The sequence below is a fragment of the Paenibacillus sp. DCT19 genome (assembly GCF_003268635.1).
Lineage (GTDB): Bacteria > Bacillota > Bacilli > Paenibacillales > Paenibacillaceae > Paenibacillus.
Window position 1 is genome coordinate 978,847 of the sequence record NZ_CP029639.1, and the last position, 23,769, is coordinate 1,002,615.

17 protein-coding genes are annotated in these 23,769 nt (G+C 45.0%); 10 read left to right on the plus strand and 7 right to left on the minus strand.

The annotated features are described in order from the left end of the window. Nucleotides 1-180: 180 nt before the first annotated feature. Nucleotides 181-2,076, minus strand: a complete 1,896-nt coding sequence (locus DMB88_RS04340) for an AraC family transcriptional regulator (RefSeq protein ID WP_128100347.1) — start codon at nt 2,074-2,076, stop codon at nt 181-183. Nucleotides 2,077-2,292: 216 nt separating this feature from the next. Between DMB88_RS04340 and DMB88_RS04345 the strand changes: the two genes are divergently transcribed. After that, nucleotides 2,293-3,678, plus strand: coding sequence for an amino acid permease (locus tag DMB88_RS04345; protein ID WP_128100348.1), 1,386 nt, complete (start codon nt 2,293-2,295; stop codon nt 3,676-3,678). 252 nt (nt 3,679-3,930) lie between these two features. Beyond that, nucleotides 3,931-5,394 carry an alpha/beta hydrolase family protein gene (locus DMB88_RS04350; protein ID WP_128100349.1) on the plus strand — a complete coding sequence of 488 codons (1,464 nt, stop codon included), beginning with the start codon at nt 3,931-3,933 and terminating at the stop codon, nt 5,392-5,394. Nucleotides 5,395-5,449: 55 nt separating this feature from the next. Here DMB88_RS04350 and DMB88_RS04355 read toward each other — a convergent pair whose 3' ends face one another. Then, nucleotides 5,450-6,433, minus strand: a complete 984-nt coding sequence (locus DMB88_RS04355) for a MerR family transcriptional regulator (protein ID WP_128100350.1) — start codon at nt 6,431-6,433, stop codon at nt 5,450-5,452. Between the two features lie 181 nt (nt 6,434-6,614). On the opposite strand from DMB88_RS04355, the gene DMB88_RS04360 reads away from it, so the two are divergent. Then, on the plus strand, nt 6,615-7,517 hold the full coding sequence (locus tag DMB88_RS04360) for an SDR family oxidoreductase (protein ID WP_128100351.1): 903 nt from the start codon (nt 6,615-6,617) through the stop codon (nt 7,515-7,517). 223 nt (nt 7,518-7,740) lie between these two features. On the opposite strand, the gene DMB88_RS04365 is transcribed toward DMB88_RS04360, so the two are convergent. Then, a complete protein-coding gene (locus DMB88_RS04365; RefSeq protein ID WP_128100352.1) occupies nt 7,741-10,236 on the minus strand; it encodes a transglutaminase domain-containing protein in 2,496 nt (831 codons plus the stop codon). Between the two features lie 366 nt (nt 10,237-10,602). Then, nucleotides 10,603-11,364, minus strand: a complete 762-nt coding sequence (locus DMB88_RS04370; protein WP_128100353.1) for a GNAT family N-acetyltransferase — start codon at nt 11,362-11,364, stop codon at nt 10,603-10,605. Nucleotides 11,365-11,611: 247 nt separating this feature from the next. Here DMB88_RS04370 and DMB88_RS04375 point away from each other — a divergent pair, with 247 nt between their 5' ends. From DMB88_RS04375 to DMB88_RS04385, 3 genes are all read left to right on the plus strand, one after another. Continuing rightward, on the plus strand, nt 11,612-12,274 hold the full coding sequence (locus DMB88_RS04375) for a M48 family metallopeptidase (protein WP_174715268.1): 663 nt from the start codon (nt 11,612-11,614) through the stop codon (nt 12,272-12,274). A 200-nt stretch (nt 12,275-12,474) separates the two neighbouring features. After that, complete coding sequence (locus tag DMB88_RS31930; RefSeq protein WP_368028317.1) at nt 12,475-12,720, plus strand: iron chaperone; 246 nt, start codon at nt 12,475-12,477, stop codon at nt 12,718-12,720. 29 nt (nt 12,721-12,749) lie between these two features. Further along, entirely contained in the window at nt 12,750-13,280 is a 531-nt protein-coding gene (locus DMB88_RS04385) for an isochorismatase family protein (protein WP_128100355.1), read from the plus strand. A gap of 163 nt (nt 13,281-13,443) precedes the next feature. Here the strand turns inward: DMB88_RS04385 and DMB88_RS04390 are convergent, their stop codons facing one another. After that, complete coding sequence (locus DMB88_RS04390) at nt 13,444-14,853, minus strand: CAP domain-containing protein (RefSeq protein WP_128100356.1); 1,410 nt, start codon at nt 14,851-14,853, stop codon at nt 13,444-13,446. Nucleotides 14,854-15,019: 166 nt separating this feature from the next. Between DMB88_RS04390 and DMB88_RS04395 the strand changes: the two genes are divergently transcribed. The 3 genes from DMB88_RS04395 (at nt 15,020) to DMB88_RS04405 (ending at nt 18,716) form a co-directional block, all read left to right on the plus strand. Continuing rightward, entirely contained in the window at nt 15,020-16,618 is a 1,599-nt protein-coding gene (locus tag DMB88_RS04395; protein ID WP_128100357.1) for a glycosyltransferase family 39 protein, read from the plus strand. Between the two features lie 4 nt (nt 16,619-16,622). After that, entirely contained in the window at nt 16,623-17,171 is a 549-nt protein-coding gene (locus tag DMB88_RS04400) for a hypothetical protein (protein WP_128100358.1), read from the plus strand. Between the two features lie 558 nt (nt 17,172-17,729). Continuing rightward, complete coding sequence (locus tag DMB88_RS04405) at nt 17,730-18,716, plus strand: phosphotransferase enzyme family protein (RefSeq protein ID WP_128100359.1); 987 nt, start codon at nt 17,730-17,732, stop codon at nt 18,714-18,716. 207 nt (nt 18,717-18,923) lie between these two features. Here the strand turns inward: DMB88_RS04405 and DMB88_RS04410 are convergent, their stop codons facing one another. After that, nucleotides 18,924-19,529, minus strand: coding sequence for a hypothetical protein (locus tag DMB88_RS04410; protein WP_128100360.1), 606 nt, complete (start codon nt 19,527-19,529; stop codon nt 18,924-18,926). A gap of 158 nt (nt 19,530-19,687) precedes the next feature. Then, on the minus strand, nt 19,688-20,695 hold the full coding sequence (locus DMB88_RS04415) for an AraC family transcriptional regulator (RefSeq protein ID WP_128100361.1): 1,008 nt from the start codon (nt 20,693-20,695) through the stop codon (nt 19,688-19,690). Nucleotides 20,696-20,994: 299 nt separating this feature from the next. Between DMB88_RS04415 and DMB88_RS04420 the strand changes: the two genes are divergently transcribed. Further along, on the plus strand, nt 20,995-23,691 hold the full coding sequence (locus DMB88_RS04420; protein ID WP_128100362.1) for a glycosyl hydrolase: 2,697 nt from the start codon (nt 20,995-20,997) through the stop codon (nt 23,689-23,691). The last annotated feature ends 78 nt before the right edge of the window (nt 23,692-23,769 follow it).

Sequence of the window (23,769 nt, forward strand, 5' to 3'; positions counted from 1 at the left end):
GATAGGGTTCTATTTTTCATTTTCAGCATGGTAAGGAATAATTCATAGTTTGACTACCAAATAGGTGAAGTACAATAAAAGACTCTCCGATCCATTCGATCTCGGAGAGTCTTTTATAATGGAACATTCCTATTGGAAATGATGAGTTGTACGATGAACTATAGCAATGAACTGCAGCTATTATTTCACTAAAGCCTGCTCGACAAGTTCAAGTGACTTAACCTTAATATTCGGGTAATCCCCAAACACCCACTGTGGCATGATGTGAATATTTCCCGCTTTTACAGCCTTCAGATTGCTCCATACGGCAGATTGTTTCATCTCTTCGAGCACCTTCTCAGCTTCATCATCATGACTAACTGTCGATTTTCCTATGGTCATAAAGATATGATCCGGGTTCAACTCTGGGAGTGTCTCCAAGGATAACGTCTCATAGGTATCTTTCATGTTTGCCAATTGAGGCACATACTTGAGTCCTAAATCATTGGACAAGGTTGCTCCCAGATGAACATTGGGGCTGGCAACTTGCACATTTTTTTGAACACGCATGAATAGGAAGGTCTCATCTTCACCGATATGCTGTGCCATTTTTTCTTTAATCTGTGCGGCTTTGAGATCGTACTGCGCTAGCCAGTCTTCGGCCTGCTGCTCTTTACCCACGACAGTGGCAATCTCCTTCATTTCCTCTCGCCAATCGCCATCCCCCCGGAATACGATCACAGGAGCTACTTTGCTCAATTGCTCATAGACGGTGGGCTCAATATGACGAGCAATGATGAGATCCGGTTCGCTTTCCACAGCGGCTTCAAGATTAATCTTATCCCCTAAAGGCAGAATATCTGGATTCTGCTGGTCTACATCCATATAGGGCAAAACTGTAGAACCCCCATAAGTGGTGGTGGCATGGGGATATACACCTAACGCATACAGGGTATCCATGATGCGATAATCTGCCGCTGCAATTTTATTCGGTATGCCTTCGAGCTTCGTTACGCCCATATCATGCTGGTATTCAACAGACGTGCTTGCCTGAGATGGCTGGATGCTAGTCCCGCAGGCGCTGAGCATAATCATCATGCACATGAGCAATGCTACAGCTAATGGTGTCTTGTGTTCTTTTGACATGAGTGAATCTCCCTTCTCGCCTACATGATCGACAATGTTGCTACGCCATTCAGTATAGTTCAGAGAAGCAGGGTTCCATATGGATGATTTGAGCTTCTTGTATGTAACATTCGATAACTGCTGCTCAGCAGCTTGCTTTCGGAATTGTCCAGGGACGAGACCCGTATGTTTTTTGAATCGTCGTATAAAATAAAACAGATCATCATAACCGACTTGGCGTGCAATATCTTGAACCGCTGCATCGGTTTCTGATAACAGGAGAATGGCTTTCTCCATGCGAAAATGAATCAAGTAATCAATGGGGCTACGTCCCATTTTGGATTTGAACTTGCGAGACAGATACTGCACGTTATAATTCAGCGTTCGCGACAGATCATCTAACGTAACGGATTCGGCAAAGTGTTCTTCAATGTATCGAATCGCCTGATCCACAATATCCGGCTTAACGGTTACCGCAGACCGCTGATCCAGTTGGTGCATGATTTCATGTAGAAACAGTTGGAAAATGGCGTGTGCTTTAAAGCGTGCCAGATCTCCGCCATCCATCCAGGAATGATATAACTCCTGTACATGTTGGTGTAGTACAGCAGGATAATCCGATTGGAGGGCAAAAGGGTCTTCCAATGTGGTATGCAAACCATTCAACACTTGAAGAGGATCTGTGTTTGCCGTATGTTCTGTCTTATACAAAATGAGATAATAGGCCATTGGCTCCTGACTGATGACCTCTATATGAAGTCCTTTGTTACCATGAATCACATGACTGTGGGAGACAAGGTAGGAAGTCTGGTTAAGGATGAATTCTCCTTGCCCTCGGCAGACAAGTAAGAAGGCGTTTGCGGGAAATCGATAGGGCGGAAGCGGCTTACCCGTTGGGATTAGCGTATAACGAACATCGAGTATATGAATGGACGATTGAGTCCATTGCTGTATATAGGTGGATAAATCCATGATGCCTCCTCATCCATAGTGAATGTCAGAATGGGATTTTTGTAGTTATTATAGTTGATAATCATTCTCATTTCAATCCTTCCTCACATTCCTTGTTGTATTTCTGCGACACATCTCGTACAATTTGGTGAAGTAATTCTGCATTGCGTTAATGTGGATGTGAAAGAGTTGATTGTTTACAACATGAAGATGTACACAAGAAAAGGGGAATGACGTTTGGAATCGAAGCAACTATCTAGAGGGCTGAAGCCTAGGCACGTTGAGCTGATTGCACTCGGCGGCACGATTGGCGTAGGTTTGTTTATGGGTTCGGCAAGTACGATTAAATGGGCTGGCCCTTCCGTATTGCTTGCCTATCTGCTGGCTGGGATCGTGATCTTTTTTGTCATGCGCATTATGGGAGAAATGTTGATTCAGGAACCAGTAACAGGCTCCTTCGCTACATTTGCCCACAAATATATTGGTCCACTTGCTGGCTTTCTCACCGCCTGGAGTTATTGGTTCCTCTGGGTAACGGTCGGCATGGCCGAGGTTACGGCGATTGGTATTTACGTGGGGTATTGGTACCCAGATATTCCGCAGTGGATTCCTGCGCTTGCTGGGGTGCTGATTATTGCTGCTGCGAATCTCGCTGCGGTGAAGTTCTATGGTGAATTCGAGTTCTGGTTTGCCATGATCAAGGTAACCGCCATTGTTGCAATGATCGTGATTGGTACAGGGCTGATTTTCTTCGGCTGGGGCAACGGCGGACAAGCGATTGGTCTATCGAACCTGTTCAGCCATGGTGGATTCTTCCCAGGTGGGCTAAAAGGATTCCTTTTTGCGCTATGTATCGTCACAGCGGCATACCAGGGCGTTGAGATGGTTGGTATCACAGCGGGAGAAGCGGAGAATCCCAAGTATACGTTGCGCAAAGCGATCAAAAACATCGTTTGGCGTATCCTTATCTTTTATGTAGGCGCGATCTTCGTTATTGTGACCCTGTATCCATGGAATGAGGTTGGAGAGACAGGAAGCCCGTTCGTGTTGACGTTTGCTAAGGTAGGCATTGTGGCTGCAGCAGGGATCATCAACTTCGTTGTACTTACGGCTGCGATGTCAGGCTGTAATAGCGGTATTTATAGTGCGGGGCGCATGCTGTATACCCTTGCGGAGAATGGACAGGCGCCAGCCTTTTTCAAAAAGTTATCCAAGGGCGGGGTTCCCCGCAACAGTATTATCGTTACGATTTCCTTGTTGCTTATTGGCGTAATTCTGAACTATCTAATGCCAGATTCGAAGCTGTTCCTATACATCTACAGTGCGAGTGTGCTGCCAGGGATGGTTCCATGGTTTGCACTGGCATTCAGCCAATTCAGGTTCCGTAAGCGCTGGGGCAATGAGATGGCTGAACATAACTTTAAATCCAAATGGTTCCCGATCAGTAACTACATCATCATTGTATATCTGGTGCTTGTTATTATTGGGATGTGTTTCAACCCAGATACAAGAGTACCGTTGCTGGTGGGTGCGACCTTTATGGCGATTGTAGTCATCGGTTATTTCCTATTCGGAATCGGGAAAAAGCAGCGGATTGAGCAGGATCCAACTCGACATGAATAAGCGATGATGCAGATGGCATTGGAAGATCCCAGCCGTGTGACTGAGCAAGCAAGTAAGAAAGCGGTTAGGCCTCTTAACCATCCGTGGTGAAAATAGTTCAAACTTCAAGATGAAGCTGAGAAAATTCAGCTTCATCTTTTTTTGTTCTTGAATCTCCTGTAACTGGAGGTTTTAGGATAGGAGATAGAAAAGCTGCTCTATTTTACAGGGAGTTACACATTTAAGCGAAGCAGCGAAGGAGGAAATAGCACGATGAGATGGTTAGAGTGGATCTACATCATTTTCAACGTAGTCATGTTGGTTGGGCTGGTGGTTAAACCAGGCAAATCTCGCCCGATGGTATGGGGTGGATTCGCAATATCAGCGGTATTACTGTTGTTACATGGTTGGATGGAGGGGCTGCGGTGGCCGATGATTCCAGGGTACGCTATGACGTTTCTCCCCATATTACTGCTGATTGCTACAAGAGGAAAGCAACGTTCCACAGAATCGCGGAGTCGTCTGCGGGTCGCTGCAACGTCGCTATTCGTGTTGGTGTATGCTGCGTTTACCATAGGGCTACCGCTATTATTTCCGATATTTACTTTTGCAGAACCGGCAGGTTCATACGGAATTGGTACGGTTTCTTATGATTGGACGGATGAAACGCGTGAAGAGTTGTTTACAACACAAACTGGAGATCATCGCGAACTGATGGTACAGGTATGGTATCCAACGAATAAAGATGTGAAGGGAGCACCAGCACCTTATGTCTCTGATTCGGCAGTGTATAGCACCGCCTTCAATGAATTGCTGAAACTGCCCAAAGCGCTTTTCTCCAGCCTAGGTGATGTTAAGACTCATGCAATCCAAGATGCAGAGCTGTCGGATGTAGAGGCCAAGTATCCTATACTTGTTTTTTCCCATGGTCTGCATGGATATGAGAAACAAAATACTTTCCAGGTCGAGCAGTTGGTGAGTCAGGGATATATTGTAGTCGGCATTAATCACACGTATAGCAGCTTGGTCTCCATCTTCCAAGATGGGCGTGTGGCTCAGTTTGAATCTGAGGGAAAGGAAGGCTTTGATCAACTGCAATTTGATTACATGGACAAGCTTAACGAGACTTGGGTGAAGGATGCCCAATTTGTACTGGATCAGGTCGAGCAATTGGCAGCGGATGACCCGGAAGGGCGCTTTACAGGTCATATGGATCTGGAACATATCGGCATGTTCGGTCATTCCTTTGGCGGGGCAACAACAGTGCAGATATTGATGGATGATCCTCGTGTCCAAGCAGGCATCAACATGGACGGCGTATTATTCGGAGAGAAGCGTATCCCGGCTCAAGGCGTGGGCAAGCCGTTTCTTATGATGAATGCTGATGAGACATTGGCTGGAACAAGTGTGATGGATGACGATGCCATTGCCGCTCTAGGTGCAACACGTGCAGAGGCTGAGAAGTATTATGAAGAGGTATATGCAAGGTACGAGCCTGTCACTGCAGGCGGGAACTACTGGATGACACTGAACAATACGACACATCTCAGTTTCTCGGATCTGTATCTCATATCCCCAATTCTGGAATGGTCTCAGGGTGTAGATGCTAGAGGAACACAGGAACTCGTGAACGAGGCAACGCTTGATTTCTTCAATCATGTGTTAAAAGGCGAACCATTGAAGCTCTTGAATGGCGAAGCTGGAGATCACCCGACATATTCATTGCAAAAAGGATGATCTTTACGTTCGTCATTGCACTCCGTCCAAATTGTAAAAAAGCTGTAAGATCGCCCTACTCTGGACGATCTAACTGCTGCAGTCTCCAGCGCATTCCTCTCTGTAAGAGTTCAATGCATTCCACCAACTGACCCCATTCAGGATTCAGGATGGAGCATAGTTTGTTAAACCGAAGAATGCGTTCTGTGACGGAATCGAGCATGTATCGGGATTGATTACGAAAAAAATACTCTGGATTACTGGACTGTTCGCTACTGCCGTACATCATCACGAAATCCCAAACGATGGATTGTACTGCCGGGCTGTCTTCCGACCATTGGTTTTCCAGTGCCTCGATAGCTCGAATATGGATTGCTTCCATTTTCTTAACCCAAGTCGTAGCCTGAACCTGTGGATGGTTAGCCATCGTGAAGAAAGGGATCTCCAAACGAGCCAGATCAGCGAGATAGACAGGATCACTGAGTAAGGCTTGTACTTCTTGCCAGGCGACGTCTTGTTTGGCGGACAGCTTTGTGTCTTTCATGATGTATTTATCGAAAAAGTGAAGAAATGTGACTCTCCACTCTTGTGGAATACTTTCCAGTAAGCGAGACTGCTCTAACTTGGTGGAGACAAATTGTTTTCGTCTAGTTGCACTGGCGTTCATCGATTCGACCAGACTGGATACATAACCAAGCGATTGTTCTGTACCTAGTGCGGAATCGGCTTCATATTGTTTGGCTTGATGCAGAATGGAGAGCATGGATTGGAGGGTATGCACCTGGGATTCCAACGCTTCAATCTGTAAGTCCAGTGCTTGTGACATACCAAGCTCACCGGACATGAGTTTGCGAATGTCGGGTATGCCAAAATTCAAATAGCGTAGCGTTGTGATCAATTCTAGTCGCCACAGGTCTTGAAGTGTATAAAGGCGGTGTCCACCTTCTGTATATTGGGATGCCTGGAGCAGTGCAATTTCGTCGTAATAGCGGATTGTTTTGACCGTAGATCCAATCATCTTGGCCGCTTCACCTATGGAATATGTCGTCTGTTGTTGCATAACGTAGTTCACCTCATGATCATTATACAGGTTCAAGATCTTGAAGATTCACATGTAGGAGTGAATGGTAAATGGGAAGGCTCAGTTTAAACTCTGCCTAACTCGGTTACAAAGGAAGGAGTGAGACTTTTATAACAACCTATATGAAATCTAACGATAATAATCGAGGAGGAAATTGACGATGGCAAACCAAGATCAACACACCATACAAGATCCGACTACACAATATCCGAAAGCTACACCGGAGTGGAAACAGCAGCAGGAAGAGCCGGGATTGCAGCGTGAGATGACTCCTGTTCCGGATTGCGGTGAGAAGACATATAAAGGCAGTGGCAAGCTTACAGGCCGTAAAGCAGTCGTTACTGGTGCGGACAGCGGGATTGGCCGGGCAGCGGCGATTGCATATGCTCGTGAAGGTGCGGATGTCATACTCTCCTATCTGCCAGAGGAAGAAGCGGATGCGAAGGAAGTCGTGCAACTAATCGAGGAAGCTGGCCGCAAAGCTATTGCTGTTCCCGGTGATCTTAAGGATGAGAAATACTGCGAGAAGTTGATTGAAACTGCGGTCAAAGAACTAGGCGGCATAGACATTCTGGCTAACGTGGCAGGGAAGCAGCAGTTTGTCGAGCAGATTGCCGATCTGACAACCGAACAATTCGATGCGACGTTCAAAACGAATGTGTATTCTATGTTCTGGCTCTGTAAAGCAGCCGTGAAACATATGAAGCCAGGTGGTTCAATCATTAATACATCGTCCATCCAAGCCTACAGTCCGTCTCCGATTTTGCTGGACTATGCCACCACGAAGGCTTCGATCAATACCTTCAGTAAAGCACTCGCTCAACAGGTTGGCAGCAAAGGCATTCGTGTGAACGTTGTTGCACCAGGCCCGGTGTGGACACCACTTCAGATTGTCGGTGGACAACCTGTAGAGAAGTTGGCCGAATTCGGGAACAATACACCGCTGGGTCGTCCGGGACAACCTGCAGAGATGGCTCCAGCCTACGTATTTCTGGCGAGTCAGGAATCCAGCTATGTAAACGGAGAGACGTTGAACGCCAATGGCGGTACAGTAAGCCCGTAAAAGAGTGAAATTCGGGAAATAGAGCGCATCGATTCATACAACACATGCCATTACCGAGGTAAGACTATTGTTTCATATAGATACACATAGAGCCTTCGTCAACACAATGTATTCCAGTCGGTGTCGTATCTCATATTACAATCCGCCAAAAAGAAAACGGGACAACGCAGTGGTAAGTTGCTTTGTCCCGTTTTGTATGTCTCGTGTCAGATTAGAACTTGTACTATTTCTGTTCTGGCTTAGATTCCAGAATGGCATAGCTGCCAAGGGTGGCAAGCTGTGCTGTATTCAGCAGTGATTCATCCACTGCAGCCAATGCTTCACCAGCGGCTGTCATCAGTTCATCTGAATTAACAGGTGAAGCGAACCGTAGGATGACAGAAGTCTCCCCTTTTTTCAACTCTGTCTCTGCCTTGGTTTTATATTCGCTAATGGATGCGACTTCAAGGTTGTTCTGTACATAATAATCGTTGCTGTCACTCTCGCCTTTGAACTGATCCAGCTCGGAATCCAGCCAATAGTCTTTATCCGCTACCGTCTTCTGACTCAGAGCCGTTTCGTCATTGGCATTGTATAAGAAATAAGGGATTCCCGAGTTAGTCAGGTTATTGGTCGCATCGACATGTAACCATTCGTTTCCGATTTTGACCTTATTCCATGCATGAGGCACGCCGCTGGAGGTTCCAGTGACAACGATGCTTTCCAAATCGGACAGGTCTGAGAGCAGCTTGTATACGGAAGCATAACTTGCACAGACGCCTACACCTTTCACCAAAATACCGTACGTCGTAAATGAGTCATTATACTGTGCATCTACTTGCTTGAAGTTGTTCTGCTCCGCATTTTCTAGTGCGGCATCATCATATGTCGCATTGTCATTGAGATAATCATAGATCGCTTTACGCTTCTCATCATCGCTCATGCCTTGTTTGATAATGGATGCAACAACCTCTTTGGCTTTTGTGATGATTTCGCTCTGTTTTCTCTGGATATCTGCCGCCGATTCTTCGTAATAAATGGACAGGGTAAGTGTACCGTAGTTGTATTCGAAGCCTTCAACCCCAAGAATCAGCGGATTCTGGTACATTACTTTCAAGACGACATCCGAGAGCGTGGTAAAATTCTGGGCTTCAGGAAAAGCTTTCAGTGAGATTTTGTCTTGAGCGGCAATCATATTTTTAGCTAAAACTTCCTCAAGTGCAGAATCTGCATTAATGAAATCATCACCGGTAGCAGGCTCCGGCACGATCTCCTGATTGCCTTGTTCAACATTTTGCTCGGTATTAGACTTTTGCTCATCTACAAGGTTTTGCTGGGAGTCTGTCTGAGTATCTGTCTCAGCATTGGTATCTGGAGCAACTGTCTCGTTTGAAGTATCGCCAGTAGATTCATTTGCCGGTTCTTCAGAAACTTCTTCCGTGCTGTCATTGGTTTCCGTTGTTGCTGCTGCTGAAGAGTCTGCACTATCCTCTACAGCGGGTGTCTCATGATTATTAATAATCGTTGGTACATCAGGTGCAGGTACGTAAGGAGTATCATTTTTGGGTTCAACGAGTCCATTGCTGGAATCGGCCACACGTTGCTGTGTAAGCTTGTCTAGATCCTCCTGAGTGACATTCTCTACGCGTACGTAGCTTTTAAGTGCTGTTCCTTTGATGTGAAAAGGAATTTCGGTTTCATTGAACTCTGAAATTTTCACATTAGCTGTATCATAGACAAGCGTTTCACGGGCTAGTGTACCATCATTGTACTCTACCGTAATTTTCTGAGGAAGCAAGGTAACGCTGCTAAATGTATGGAGATAGAGTTGTTCTTTCAACTCGGACGGTAACTGCGATGCCAATGGCGCTGTAGCAACTCCATTACTGAAATTGGATTCTTTGCCTTCACCCAGTGCGGTTACGTAGTACTCGCCCTGAATACCGAAATTTTGATGCGTTGTAATCATGTCATTATGAATACTAAGGCCGCCTTGCCCATCTTTCATAAAATCATTAAAGGTCGTTTCGGTTGTCGTTGCGATAACCAAAGGCGTGCTCTCGCTGTAAGCCTCTTCTGCACCTTGCAGAGGAAGATTGTATGGATCGAAAATTCTACTGCGGTCAATACGTTTATAAATTTTATATTGAGTGGCGCCTTCAACCTTGTCCCATACTAAAGAGAAACGTCTATCTTTATCGATAACATAATTCAGTTTAGGAACAGGTAACTCCGATTTCACCGTAAAAGGAATGATGAGTGGTTGATCGAGCAAAGTAAGCTTTTCCGCATCTGGATCATAGTTCAGACGGATATAATAGATGGGAGCGCCACCCCAACCACTGTCTCCAGTCGTCATCATTGCTTCGGAACTTAGTACTCCCCAGCCTAGTGGTTTAATCGATACGCTGTCTCCATTAATCTCAGGAAGAGCATATACTTTACTGGCTGTAAGTCCTTTAATATCAGTATGTACAGAAATAATATCATCAGAAGATAGTCTTGATTGGCTCAAATCTGCTTTAAACTTAAACGTAAATTCTTCATCCTGTGCTACGTTGTACATGGGCATCATTGCTTTGTCGGATGCCGAGCCATACTTTTCTTTTAAGCTTAAAATGCTGGAGCCTTGCTGTAATTCGGTCGGTTCATTCTCGGATGGGCTGCTCTCCTGATCATTACTCTGGCAACCGGCGAGGAGCAGGGTGAGTGCGAACATAATGAAAAATAGTCGTTTCATGGTACACCGCTTTCTACTTGTTCTGATTTTCTACGTTTGTCTTGGTCGTTCTACATGAGATTCTATCTACCGATCTATATACTAATAAGCCTTTCATCCGAAGATGTGCATAGATGGGTAAAACTCGTTTACGATCCTCTTACCATCAAAACCTCCTATTAATTCCCTAATATCTTTGCTAGTTTATGGTCATAATGGCTTATTGTCAAGGCAGGTATTGAGGGTTCTGAGACCTATAATTAGGCAAAATGGAGTAGTTTTGTTTATACGTGAGGATGTTAAAACAAAAAACCAACAAGAGACCTTTCTTATTAGATAAGCGAGGCACTTGTTGGTTTTGTATGGACTACCTTATATATTGAAGCTTTACTGTGTGTATTGCTTAATCCGATACCAATACGAATAGGCATCGGTATACCCCAACTTGGCATATAGCCGCCGTGCGGGGGCATTGTTTTCAACGACTTGCAGATAGCTTGACACTGCGCCATGATTTTTACCCCAGTGCAACAGATGCAGAATCATCTGCTCCGCCAGGCCGCGATTACGGTACGTTGGTTCTGTAATAATGTCATGCAGTCCGATTACTCCCTGCTCAACCACACCAAGCCCGCAGGCCGCCACAACGCCATCAACAGATAGGGTGATGAAACCTGTCTTTGCGCGCACGTTGAAGAGCATCTGTGTCATCGTTTCCCTGAATTCCTCGTTGACCGCATTCAAACGACAGAAATGGTTCAACCATTCGTCAGTTAGCTGCTCGTCGATATGTACCTCCAGATGCTCAGGAGCTTTTAGTTCCTCCAGATTTCGAAGCTGTACGATCGTCCGATCAATGACGACATAACCTTTATCCTGCAAGAGCTGATCTAATTCTTCTGGCTGAACAAATGGTGTGATTTTGAAAATGGTACTTAGCTGGTTGGACGTATAGAGTTGCTCACAGGCTGTGATTTTCTCATGTACATCCAGGGTAGAAGGGTAGATCGCTTGAACCGAGTTGGCTCGCTTCGTATATCCTTTGGCAAAACGCAGCACCCATCCGTCATACAGTGAGGTTGATAAAGGCTGCCAGTGGTTGAGCGTTAATTCTTCAATATGCCGATGCGTACACTCTATTGCATACATTTGGTTCATCCTCCCAGTTTAATGATCAAATATATGTAAGAATTGAATTAAATAATAATACATAAAAATAAATAAAAATTCAATTGAGATCGTTCGGATGTTAAACATCTGATTATTGGTATACAATCTGTAGGATAGAGTGAAATGCAGCAATAACAAGTAAGGATAAACAAGAAGTTACAAATAAGAAGTTATATCAGTAAACAAGCATCGGTAGACAGCTTAAGTTGCAGAAATGGAGTACAACATGATTACTATAGAGATTCAGGGACAGATCATTACATGTCATATCGAATATGGCAAACGAAAAAAAGCTTCCATCACGATGGACTTGCCCTACATGGTCACCATTAAGGCACCTAATGGCACCAGTGAAGAGGCGTTAACAGCACTCGTGCAGCAGCACGGAGAGGTCATCCTGACCAAATCGGCGCTCATGCAACAGGCACTGGAAGGCCCTCAGGCTAAGGAGTACGAACAAGAGGGCAAGGGAGCATTTTTACATTTTGGTAAGGAATATGCACTACATGAATTAATCCCTGTCGAGGGATTGGGGGAAGAGGAGCTAAGAGCGACGCTGAAGAAGTTCTACTTTAGTGAATGCAAAAGAGTAATTGGGGAGCGCATCATCCGCTACCAACAGGAGTTGAAGGTGAAGCCGAAGTCTGTAGATATTGTGGAATCTGCCACGAAGTGGGGAAGTTGTAGTTGGGACAAAAAGCTAACCTTTAACTATCGCCTAGCTATGGCACCATATGAGGTCATTGATTATGTCATTATCCATGAGCTCTGCCACATTCATCATATGAATCATGACCGCTCGTTCTGGCGTCGTGTCGGCAGCATTATGCCTGATTACAAATCGAAGGAAGACTACCTGATGAGACATGGACGAGCGATGACGTTGTGAATTACAATGAATCCAAATACCCGTACCACGAGGTTTACTCCGTGGTGGAAGGAGTTAATGATGCCAGATAACACCCCATTTTCTGTGCAGGTGGACGAATATATTATGGGTTTTGCACCTGAGGTGCAGGCACGACTTCAAGCGTTAAGGCAGATGATCCGGGAAGCAGCCCGAATGCGGAAGAGAAGATCAGTTACAAGATGCCCACGTATGCGCAGCATGGGAATTTGGTTCATTTTGCTGCATACCAGAATCATATTGGATTCTACCCAGCTCCTAGTGGGATCACAGCATTTCAAGAGGAACTCTCCATATTCAAAAGTGCGAAGGGATCGGTTCAGTTCCCGCACAATCAGCCTTTACCCGAAGCGTTGATTCGACGAATTGTTGAATTCCGGGTGAAAGAGAACGTGGAGAAAGCAGCAACGAAGAAGCAGAAGAAGTAATAAACCCACCTGATCAAAGGAGAGTTTAGATGAATAAGGCCTTAATCGTACTGGATGTACAGCAGGGGATTGTACGTTTGCGTGACGTATCAGAACCAGTTGCCAAGATTCAGTCTGTCATTGCTGAGTTTGAGGAACGGGACTGGCCGATTGTATATATGAAGCATGTAGATTACAAGCAAGAGGGCTCGTCTTTGTATTATAAGGAGCATGCCAATCTAGAGATTGTGCTCGATACGAAGCAGCACCCTGTGCTGGAGAAGAGCAAGCCGAGTGCGTTCAGCAATCCGGAGTTAAAGACATGGATGTTGGAACGGCACATCGAGCATGTATGTATTGTAGGGTTCAATACGGAATACTGTTGTCTGTTCACAGCAATTACGGCAGAGCATGAAGGTTTCCAGGTGACCTTGATCGAGGATGCGACAGGCACTGTCAACACCGAGGAGACGTATGAGATGAAGGGATTAGACATACAGGACTTTGTCGGCTCGATTCTCAATTGGTCTGGGTGTATTGAAGTGTTATATGTGGATGAGTTCAAGGAAATGTACACCTAAGTTTATTTATCAAAAGATTTCTGCCACAGATTCCTGACGGAATGGATATGCATCATTACAAGAAAACAGTCGGACATGCCTTCAAGGCTTCCCGACTGTTTTTGTTGTTGATCAGAGCGTTGCTCTGTCATCGGAGTGGTTCGTGTAAACCAGTTGAATCTAGTTAATTAATATAGTAGGTCACGTTTGAGTTGCCGGCCGCTGTAATGAGATAGGTAATATCATCGCTGACCTTCATGTAGATGTTGAGATCGGAAGCGGACAGGTTAGGGAGTGTGAGACCGAATCTACCACGTGCATCTACATTTACAGTGACTGTTCTGATATGGCTCTCATCGGGTGATGGTCCATAGATCTGGAAGGTGAAGGTTTGGTTAGCATATTTCAACAGTGTCCCATTAATCTTTAATGTACGGTCTGCTGTGTATTGGAATTTAACTAGGAAATTATCCAAGATATCTTGGGGATCAGGTTCCTGTGAACCTGGGTCTACCCCCGGATTCGGTTGTGTCTTATTTACAGAGAAGAATCGGGTTTGATACGTAATCTCGGCATTGGAGCCGTCTTTCTTCTTCAGACCTGTAATTCGGATGTTAAACGTGTCATTTTCTTTCAAAGACTGAATCTGATCTGGACGGAAAATGATAGCGTAATTGTATGCATACGAATCGTTATTTACATTAAAGTATGCCCCTGAAGGGTCAGTGCTGTTCTTATGATTGGCTCCTAATACCCACGTCCGTTGATCTGATGAGCGAACAACCTCAACTCGTACATTCGATTGGGAAGGCTTCGCGAAGACATCTGGGTTCAGTTGTACGGACCAAGCTTGAGAGCTTTTGAATGCTTCAATCGGAAAGTCCCCTTTATTCGGATACAAGCTGTAATTATAGTTTACCTTTTCCGCACGGCTGGTATCGAAAACTTGCATGGTACTGAACTGGTTGGCATACGACTTGTTATCACGGTACGCAACACCGAATCCGGTCTTCTTCAATTGTGTGCTCAAAATCCAGCGGCGATGACCTAGTGCAGCAATGTTGCTCGCATCCGAATCATCCATATAAGCCTCAATACTATTAACTGCGACATTTCCTCTGGAGCTGTAGGCCGCAAACAGATTGGAGCTTGATGCCGACTTGGCACCTAAGTCGTAAAAGTCCTTTGGCATGTCCACCGGTTGAGGCGGATAATGCGACAGCGCCGATGTAGAGATAACGACTGCTCCATGTTGTGCTTGATGATTGAGCGCAGCATCTAGAACGAGATCCCCCTCGAGTCCTGACAGGAAACGATAAAAGTTAGCTGCATTCAGAGCGTGCTCTAAGGAAGCATCACTAATTTTCCCCGCAATATAAGGTGCCATAGCGGAAGGTGTCTCAGTGAATGTCACGGATTTATCTTTCTCACTCATCCATTCATTCCACTTCTGAGTAATCTCTTGCTCGCTCCGCTCCGGTAACAAACTGTCGATAGGAGCTGCCGAAGCCTGCTGGGATGCAAACAAAACGAGTAGTAGACCTGCTAGAGGTACTGTTAGTAACGAACGGATGTAGCGTTTTCCATTAAACATGTTTCAATCTCCTTTTTTAATTATAAATTTTAATATTATGTATCTAATGGTTATTATCGACAGCAGAGGTATCTTTCGTTAGCTTTGTTCTCCTTAAATTCAGCGATTTTTCAGTTAGAGCCCTTATAATACGGTTCGAATCCTGTAATGGAAAAGGAGTTGTGACATGTTTAAGGTGATTCATCAGACGCTCTATCTCATTATGGCGTTATGTATTGGGCTATTTATCGCTTCGTCCTTCTTTCTCCGGGCGCAGTACAATTACGCCATGTATGGAGATAATCCCATATTAGAGACGCAGCAATGGGATATATTCATTCCAATCATTATCGTACTACTCGTATCTAGCATCCTGCTCTACAGACTCTGCCTGACATTGGATAAATTCCGCCCCAAGGTTGTCATTCCTGTGGTGTTACTTTGTTCGTTTGTCGTACAAGTAGGGATTATTTTCCTGTTCCCGCGTGTGCCTACAGATGATTCACAGACCGTGTTATCTCTGGCGATGAACATGCTCTATGAACAGGACTATTCCTCGTTTGAGACGGGTGGATATCTGCATATGTTTCCATTCAATTTCTCAATCGTGCTGTATTTAAAAACGTTGCTCTACTTGTTTCCAGACAACTATCTGGTTATTAAGCTATTTAATATTTTCTTTTCACTCGTAACGACCTATATGGTCTATCTGATCTATAAACAATTGAATCGCAGATCCACAGCGCGTGATTATGGCATTCTAATCTTTGCAGCGACGTATCTTCCGTCGTTATTTATGAACAATCTGATCTATAACGATGTGATTGCGACCGCATTTTTTACAACTTCCTTATATTGCTTGATCCGATTTACGAAAAAAACTTCGTGGAGCATGTTGATCATAGCTGCTGTTCTATTGGCGATCGGTAACTATTTCCGAAGTGTTGGTGCGGTCATCCTGATTGCTGCTATTCTGTATATCCTGCTGAACTGGCGCAATATTGGAGTCAAAAAAGTTATAGCATCCATCGGCATACTGGCTATTCTATTTAACGTTCCAAGCTGGACGCAGAATGCAGTGTTGCAATCGACGCATACCGTTGAAGGATCCGTGAATGAGAACTCGGCACCGATCTACATGTGGCTCAATATGGGGATTAATCTGGAACGATTCGGATTCTGGGACAATATGGAGAGTTATCGAATCTATCAGAGAGAGGCGAACTACAATCAAGCAACAAGTGTAGAGCTATTCAAGCAAGAGATTGAGAGGAAGTTATCCGAGGCAAGCTTAGGTGAACTGGCGGAAATGTACTATAAGAAGGTCATATGGACGTGGACTGAGGGTACCTATCAGATGGATCGATATGGAATCGGTAATGAAAGTGGGACGGACATGGGAAGAGGTAGAGGTGGGGGTGCAGGAATTGCAGGCTCCTACAGTTATACGAATCCAATGACAGAATTATTTGCAGGAGATTCGCCGTACCGAGTTGGTGTGTTATGGATCGTATATGTCATGAACTTCTTGATGTATTGTTTCATCCTGATTCGGGTGATTGGTGCGATACGTGCCAAGAGATACGATGAGGTTTCGCTGATATTAGTGATTCTAGGGTTTATCGGATTCTATATCTTGTGGGAGATCAAGTCGAGGTACATTTATCCGGTATATCCGCTGCTCATTGTGCTGTCCTACATGGGATTCAAGGATGTATATGACTTCGTACTTCGAGGAAAAATCGACTGGAAACCAGCTTCACAGACTTCCCTAGGAAAAGGGTGACCGTATGCATAAACGTAATAGAACTACATTTTATATATGGATGATGCTTGTATGTTCTGTCCTTTTGGTATCCTGTGATGCCATTACGTCTCAGCAGATTGCAATGCCGAGTTCCAATCCAGATATGACTGGATTTCCTAATATGAATGGCGGCGATGGAGGTATGAACGGTGCGCCTAATGCTAACGGAGGTTTCAATCGAGGTGGTGCTGGCGGAACAGATTCAGATGCACGTACAGGTAACCGGGAAGCCATGCGGGGAGGCATGATGAATGCAGATTCCATGGGCAAAGTGATCTCTGTCGATGGCAATGTAATCACCGTGGCATTATTGGAGTCGGTGCAGAACGGACAACCCTCCAGTTCGAGCGACAACAGTCAGCAGGGGAGTTTTCCAGGGGCTAACATGGAAATGAATGATACGGGGGTGGAAATGAAATGGACGGTGAATGATGATGTGACCATTACTCGAGGAATGCCGATGGGGAATCAGGATAACAAGTCAAACGCTAGTTCGGCATTACAGTTGTCTGATCTCAAGCAAGGGATATGATCATGATCTGGTACCAAGACAATACGGAGAAGGTAGAACGGATTGTGATCAACGCTTTCTAATTGTTGAGGATGTTACATGCTAAGTGTTGAGGTAGTGAGGCGATTTTGTAATTGCTTACATGTAATATATGGATTAATATAGAAATAACTTTGTTTATCGAAGGGAGTGAGCGTCATGAAACGACGGGCTAAGATGAACCCAATGACTACAACCATTAAGGTGATTATAAACTGAATAGATGCAGCAGACATCGGGGGTTAGGCTGCGGCAATAGGCTGCTCAGAATTCCATCGGATGGCTGCTGACCATAGGGATATAACTGCATTTTTTTCCTGGTGCTGACGAGGTTTATTTGTTTATGCATACTTCTCGTACACCACGAATTTTAAAAGCCGCAGGCATAGCCTGCGGTTTTTTGCGCGTCCAAATAGCAATTCAACCCGGTGTTGGCTCAATGAAACGATCCATTGTAGGCAATAGATGCTGGGAGTCAATCCTTTGACCCAGTACGCCCAAGCAGTATTAACAAAATCAAAAATGAGGAGCTAGATGCCCATGTTAAAATTAAAATATTTATTCCACAACCATGATCTTGCCGAGATGATATTGAAGCAATGGGACTATGATGCTGAGTCGCTCGATATGTTCCAACATTACCGGATATCGTCGAATGCGGTGTACCCGTTCCGATTTCAAGAGGAGGTTCGGTTGCTTCGTTTTGCACCTGTGGACGAAAAGGATAAATCGAATATAGAAGCCGAATTAGCATTCCTGCATGAGCTTCACCGACATCAATATGGAGCGCTGGAGGCTGTTCCGGCACATAACGGGGAGGAGCTTGTTCAGGTTCATACACCGTGGGGAGCCTATTATGCATCGGTGTTCAAGCGGGTTCCAGGGATATCACTTGCTCGTGTTGAACTGGATGAGGGGATTGTTCACGGTTATGGTCAGGCACTAGGCAAGCTGCACAACTTGTCCCGTCAATACGTGCCAGAGCATACGGGTCGCTGGACTTATACAGAAGTGCTGGATTGGATGCAAGGTGTGTTAGAGGAGTTTTCGGATGAAACAAAGGCTTTAGATGAGGTCAATGCTGTGAGGACGGTGTTAGCATCCTGGCCTGTAACAAAGGAGAACTTCGGTCTCATTCATTATGATTTTGAATTGGATAATGTATTTTATGATCAGGCGAATCATGCCTTTTATGCCATTGATTTCGATGATGCTATGGTTCACTGGTATGCGATGGATGTGCAGCAATCATTGGATAGTTTACAGGAGGAGATTGAGCCAGAGCACTGGGAGCGGATGAAACAATCCTTTATGCAGGGGTATTGGTCTGTATCCGAAGAAACGGTTGATATGGAGACGATGTTTCCGGTATGTCGCCGCTTCGCCAACCTGTACGGCTATGTACGTATACTTCGATCTACCTCTCAGCAATGGGCGCATGAGCCTGAGTGGATGTGTGGATTGCGGGAGAGGCTGGAGAAGTCATTGGTAGAAAAAGCGAAGCTATTCGCTCAACCGCTATCGTAGAGTTGTAGGAGCTGCAATGCGTACGTAGTATGACTACCTTATCAGAGTTCATAACGTGTAAATAGCACCAGCTAGTCCCCACAAGCAGCACTCCTAAAGCAACATGCTAAAGGCAACGTATACTTTACTATCATGAAAGAGCGCAGGTGAACCCACATCAGGGTAAACCTAGCGCTCTTTCATATTATGTATCGCCAAACTGCCAAACTATGATTCCGAAGCATGAATGGTTAGATCGAAATCGGGTTTGCACATGTAGCTAAGGGGATAGAGATCATCCCTGGCAGAGATTAAGGCACGGAAATGGAGCATACCGTAGCGTTGACCGGTGGATGATGTAGTGGAGTAAGGAACAATCTCACCTACTACAAATACGTCTTCTTCATTTGTGCATCGATAAATGACATTATTCGGATTGCGCACTTCTTCAGCGTATGCATACGTCATTACGTGAAATGTCCGACCACGCCAATTGGTACGAATCACTTGATAGGATTGTGTCTGCACAAGGTCAATATAACGCTCCAGTGGGAACGTATGCTCAAACTTTGTAATGTACCCCTTCTTGTCCACATCAATGGTAAATTCAACATCATAACTTTTCCCAAATTCCTCTTGATAGGTGCCTTCCATCATGGTCATTTTATCGAAGCACGCGCCATATTCCGCATCATCCACGTAGGGGATAGCGATTCGTTCAGGATCAACCACAGTGGTGATCTGGCTGCTGGAGCAGTCTACGTCCAGTGCCACTGGTTGAAGTGCAATCATGCCAATCGTAAATCCAGTACCAGCTTCGCAAGTTATCCGCATAGTCATCTCCCTATTCAGTTATTAGTGATTAGACGAACGGTAGTAGGAAAGGTTGCGAACCAATAAGCATATGTCACGATGCCTGGAATGAATTGGAGAGCACAGGCTCTGACCAGAAGTTATAGCGACATCGTACTGTTGCTCCTTACTCGTAGAGCTTACTCTGGCAGCCTAACCATGTGCTGTTCCCGATATTGCTGTGGTGTTATACCGAAATGACTCTGAAATTTTTTATAGAAAAAATTGAGGTTGCTGTGCCCTGTACTGTTTGCAATTTCATAGATAGGGCGATCTGTATTGGCGAGCAAGAATGAGCAGTAGTTAAGCTTCTCGCGTTGGACAAGCTCCTTGAAGGATTGGCCTGTTGTTTTTTTGATCATAGTGGACAAGTAATTGGGATTGAAGTTGAAGTGTTCTGCGGTGGATGTGAGCGTACAGTCCATATAATGTTGGTCGATGTATTTCAATATTTCAATGATGGTCACTTTACTTTGGGTCAACGTGCCTGGACGATTCGTGTCATATTGGAACACCCGCAGCAGCTCATAGAAGATCAACAGCATATAAGAATTCATGATATCGGAAGAGCCTAATGAGGGCTCATAGTACTCACAGAGCAGTTGTCTCATCAGGAGTGGGACGTTGGTATTGTTCTCTGAGTGAAAAATAATGTACCTGTTGTGGTTCTGTCGATCAGAGATCGCATTGCCTAGAAAGTGGGATAATATGCCGTTGTTCGACAGCTTGCTTAGAAATGAAGAGGTGAAATACTCCTTACGAATCAGGATATTGATGATGATATCCTCTTCTGATGTAGGCAGAATCGCGTGCGGAACACCCGTATCGACAATGCAAATCTGCCCTTGTTTCAAGGTGACCTTTTTCCCATTAATAATCTGCGAACATTGCCCTGAATAGACAAAGCTTAGCTCAATAAAGGTGTGAATGTGAGGTGGAACCTCAGCAAAACGTGTGTGCTTAGATATCATGATATTGTCTTTTATTGCTATGACATCTGCAAATACGTAAACTTCCTGCCCTTCATAGTTTTTTTTATCTATTAAATTGTAGGAGGAAGATAGAGCAGCAGCAGCAGGTTGAGCCTTGTAACGAATTTCGCTGTCTGTAAGCGTGCGAAGTTTAACATCTAATTGATCGTGATTCACATGAAGCACCTCCTAGCGGACTCAATAATTGATGCAACCATAACATCTGTAATTATGACAGTCAATATATGCTGTTTTGATATTTCGACGTTAGATTGAAAGCGCTATATTGGAAATGTAGTTTTGGATTATGCTTTGTTTTGTTTTATATATGCCCGATTCACTAAAAAAAGTGATGAATTATGCATGATTACCCCGTTATATCGTAATGGTTAATTTTTCAACTATATGAAGTTTTGATACTTATAATCATTTGTATTAATAATTTGGTTGGATGCAAGGCGAGAGGAGAGAACTCGATGAGAAAGCTAACTGAGGTATTGGAAAAGAAAGAGAGTAACTATATTCTGCCCTTCTTCTGGCAGCATGGTGAGGAAGAGCATGTACTGCGTGAACATATGCAGATCATTGACGAGAGTGGCATCAAGGCTGTGTGTGTAGAATCACGTCCGCATCCGGACTTTGTGGGTCCGCGCTGGTGGACAGATCTGGACATCATCATGGATGAGGCACGAGAACGCAACATGAAAGTGTGGATTTTAGATGACTCCCATTTTCCGACGGGGTATGCCGCGGGGAGGATCAAGAGCGATTATCCCCAGTATCAGAAGCAATTTCTGAAAGTCCATCAACAGGACTTGGTTGGTCCACAAAATCAGGCAGGCATAATGGTGAAGTGGGCACTGCAAAGACCAGGGCAGAGAGGCATTAGTGTTGGTATCGAGCAATTGGATTCGGATCAGGAGAAGAGTGAACAGCTGGAAGCTTTCTCGGCTAAAGATCGCATTGTAGGTGTGGTGGCGGCTCGCAAAATTGCACCCGATGAGATCGATCCTGACTCACTCATTAATCTGACTCCCCACTTGAATGGAGGAACCGTTCATTGGGATCTGCCTGAAGGGCGCTGGAGAATTTTCACCCTGGTTCTAACCTATGAGGGCGGTGAGCAGGCAACGGAAGGATATCTGAATCCGATTGTACCAGAAGCAACACAGGTGCTGATTGACACCGTGTATGAAGCGCATTATGAACGATATAAGCATGATTTTGGCTCGACTCTGGCTGGTTTCTTCTCTGACGAGCCGCGATTCGGCAATATAAAAGGACCGATGGCTTCCATCGGACGTCTAGATATGGTTTTACCATGGCGAGAGGATCTTCCTGAACTGTTAAAGGAACAGCTTGCGGATGAGGATGTTATTCGCTTGTTACCTCTATTATGGGCGAATGCAGGTTCAAGAGGTCATGAAATGCGCTATCACTATATGAATCTGATCACGGCGTTATACGCAGAGCATTTCACAGCAAGATTGGGCGATTGGTGCAGGGAACATCGTGTGGAGTATATTGGGCATGTCATCGAGGACAATAATGCTCATGCCAGATTAGGTTATGGAGCGGGTCACTTCTACCGGAGTTTATGGGGACAAGATATGTCAGGCCTAGACGTTGTGCTGCATCAGATCTTGCCGGGAATGGATGATGGGTATTTCAAGTCCTTTACCTCCACGGGATGGGACGGTGAGTTCTTCCATTACGGATTGGCGAAGATGGGGGCCTCTCTGGGACATCTCGATCCGAAGAAACAAGGGCGTACGATGTGTGAGGTATACGGCGCATATGGGTTTGGGGAAGGGCTTAAGCTGATGAAATGGCTTACGGATCATATGCTTGTCAGAGGTGTGAATCACTTTGTACCCCATGCATTCTCACCGAAAAAGTATCCTGATCCTGATTGCCCACCACATTGGTATGCGAATGGGCATGATCCTCAATACCGTTACTTGCCAACGCTCACACATTATATGAATAGAGTTAGTCATCTGTTATCAGACGGTGTGCATGTCGCACCAGCAGCAATTCTGTATCATGCCGAAGCGGAATGGTCTGGCGAATATATGCTGTTCCAGAAACCAGCGCGAGAGCTTACACAGCATCAGATTGATTTTGATATTGTGCCTGCTGAACTGGTTATATCGGCGCAAGCCTCGGATGGGAAACTTCAGATGAACGGCGAACAATTCTCTGCTCTGATCATTCCATATGCAGAAGCACTGCCAAGTGATCTCATGGCACAGTTGCTTGTCTTGGCGGAAGCGGGATTGCGCGTGTACTTCGTGCAAGGGATGCCTGAACGCAGCAGTGAAGGCGAAGATGGTTCAGCAGTCTTGTCAGCCTTGGCACAGCATGAGCGTGTTAGCATCGTTGGACTGGATGAACTATCTGCTCGGATGCAGAGGGAAGCTATGCATGAAATTTCTGTATCAGAGTATCAGCCATACCTGCGCTATTATCACTACCGTCATAAGGACGGAGATATCTATATGTTCTTCAATGAAGATCCAGCACAGTCGTTGGAGACAACGGTTGAGATACCTGTGCAGGAAGGATTAAACGAATGGGTGATCTATGATGCCTTTGCTAATACACTCCGCCCGCTTCATGTGCGTGTAGATGGTGCGAAACATACGTTCACTCTGCGATTGGATAAGTATGAATCGGCAATGATTGTTCAAGGTTCAGGAGTAATGAATCAGATCACAGCTGGTTTAGAGACGAACGGAGCTTACGAGCAGGTACAGGAGATTACAGGAACGTGGAATATCTCTTTGGCGAAAGCGATGCAATACCCGGAATTTACAACCTATGGGCAGGCTGTAGAGCTAACTTCTCTCGCTGTCCCAGAGCGACGACCAGACTTCTCAGGCACCGTTCGATATGAGATTGATTTTGATCTACATGAGGTTCCTGACCGTGCACGACTAGTCATTAAAGAACCATATGAAGTGGCCCAAGTTTGGTTGAATGGTTATGACATTGGAACACGAATTTGCCCGCCGTACGCATATGAAGCAAGCGGATGTCTACAATTGACGGGCAATCGACTTGTCATCGAAGTAACCAATACTCTGGTGAAAGAGCAGCAGGATTTCCTATCCCAGTTCCTAATTCAGGAGCCAACAGGGATCGTAGGTCACGTTTATTTACAATACTGAAAATGGATACGGAATGAATCAAAATGTGAATGGCAGAATGAATTTACCTTCACGTAGGTTCATTCCGAATCCCTCTTA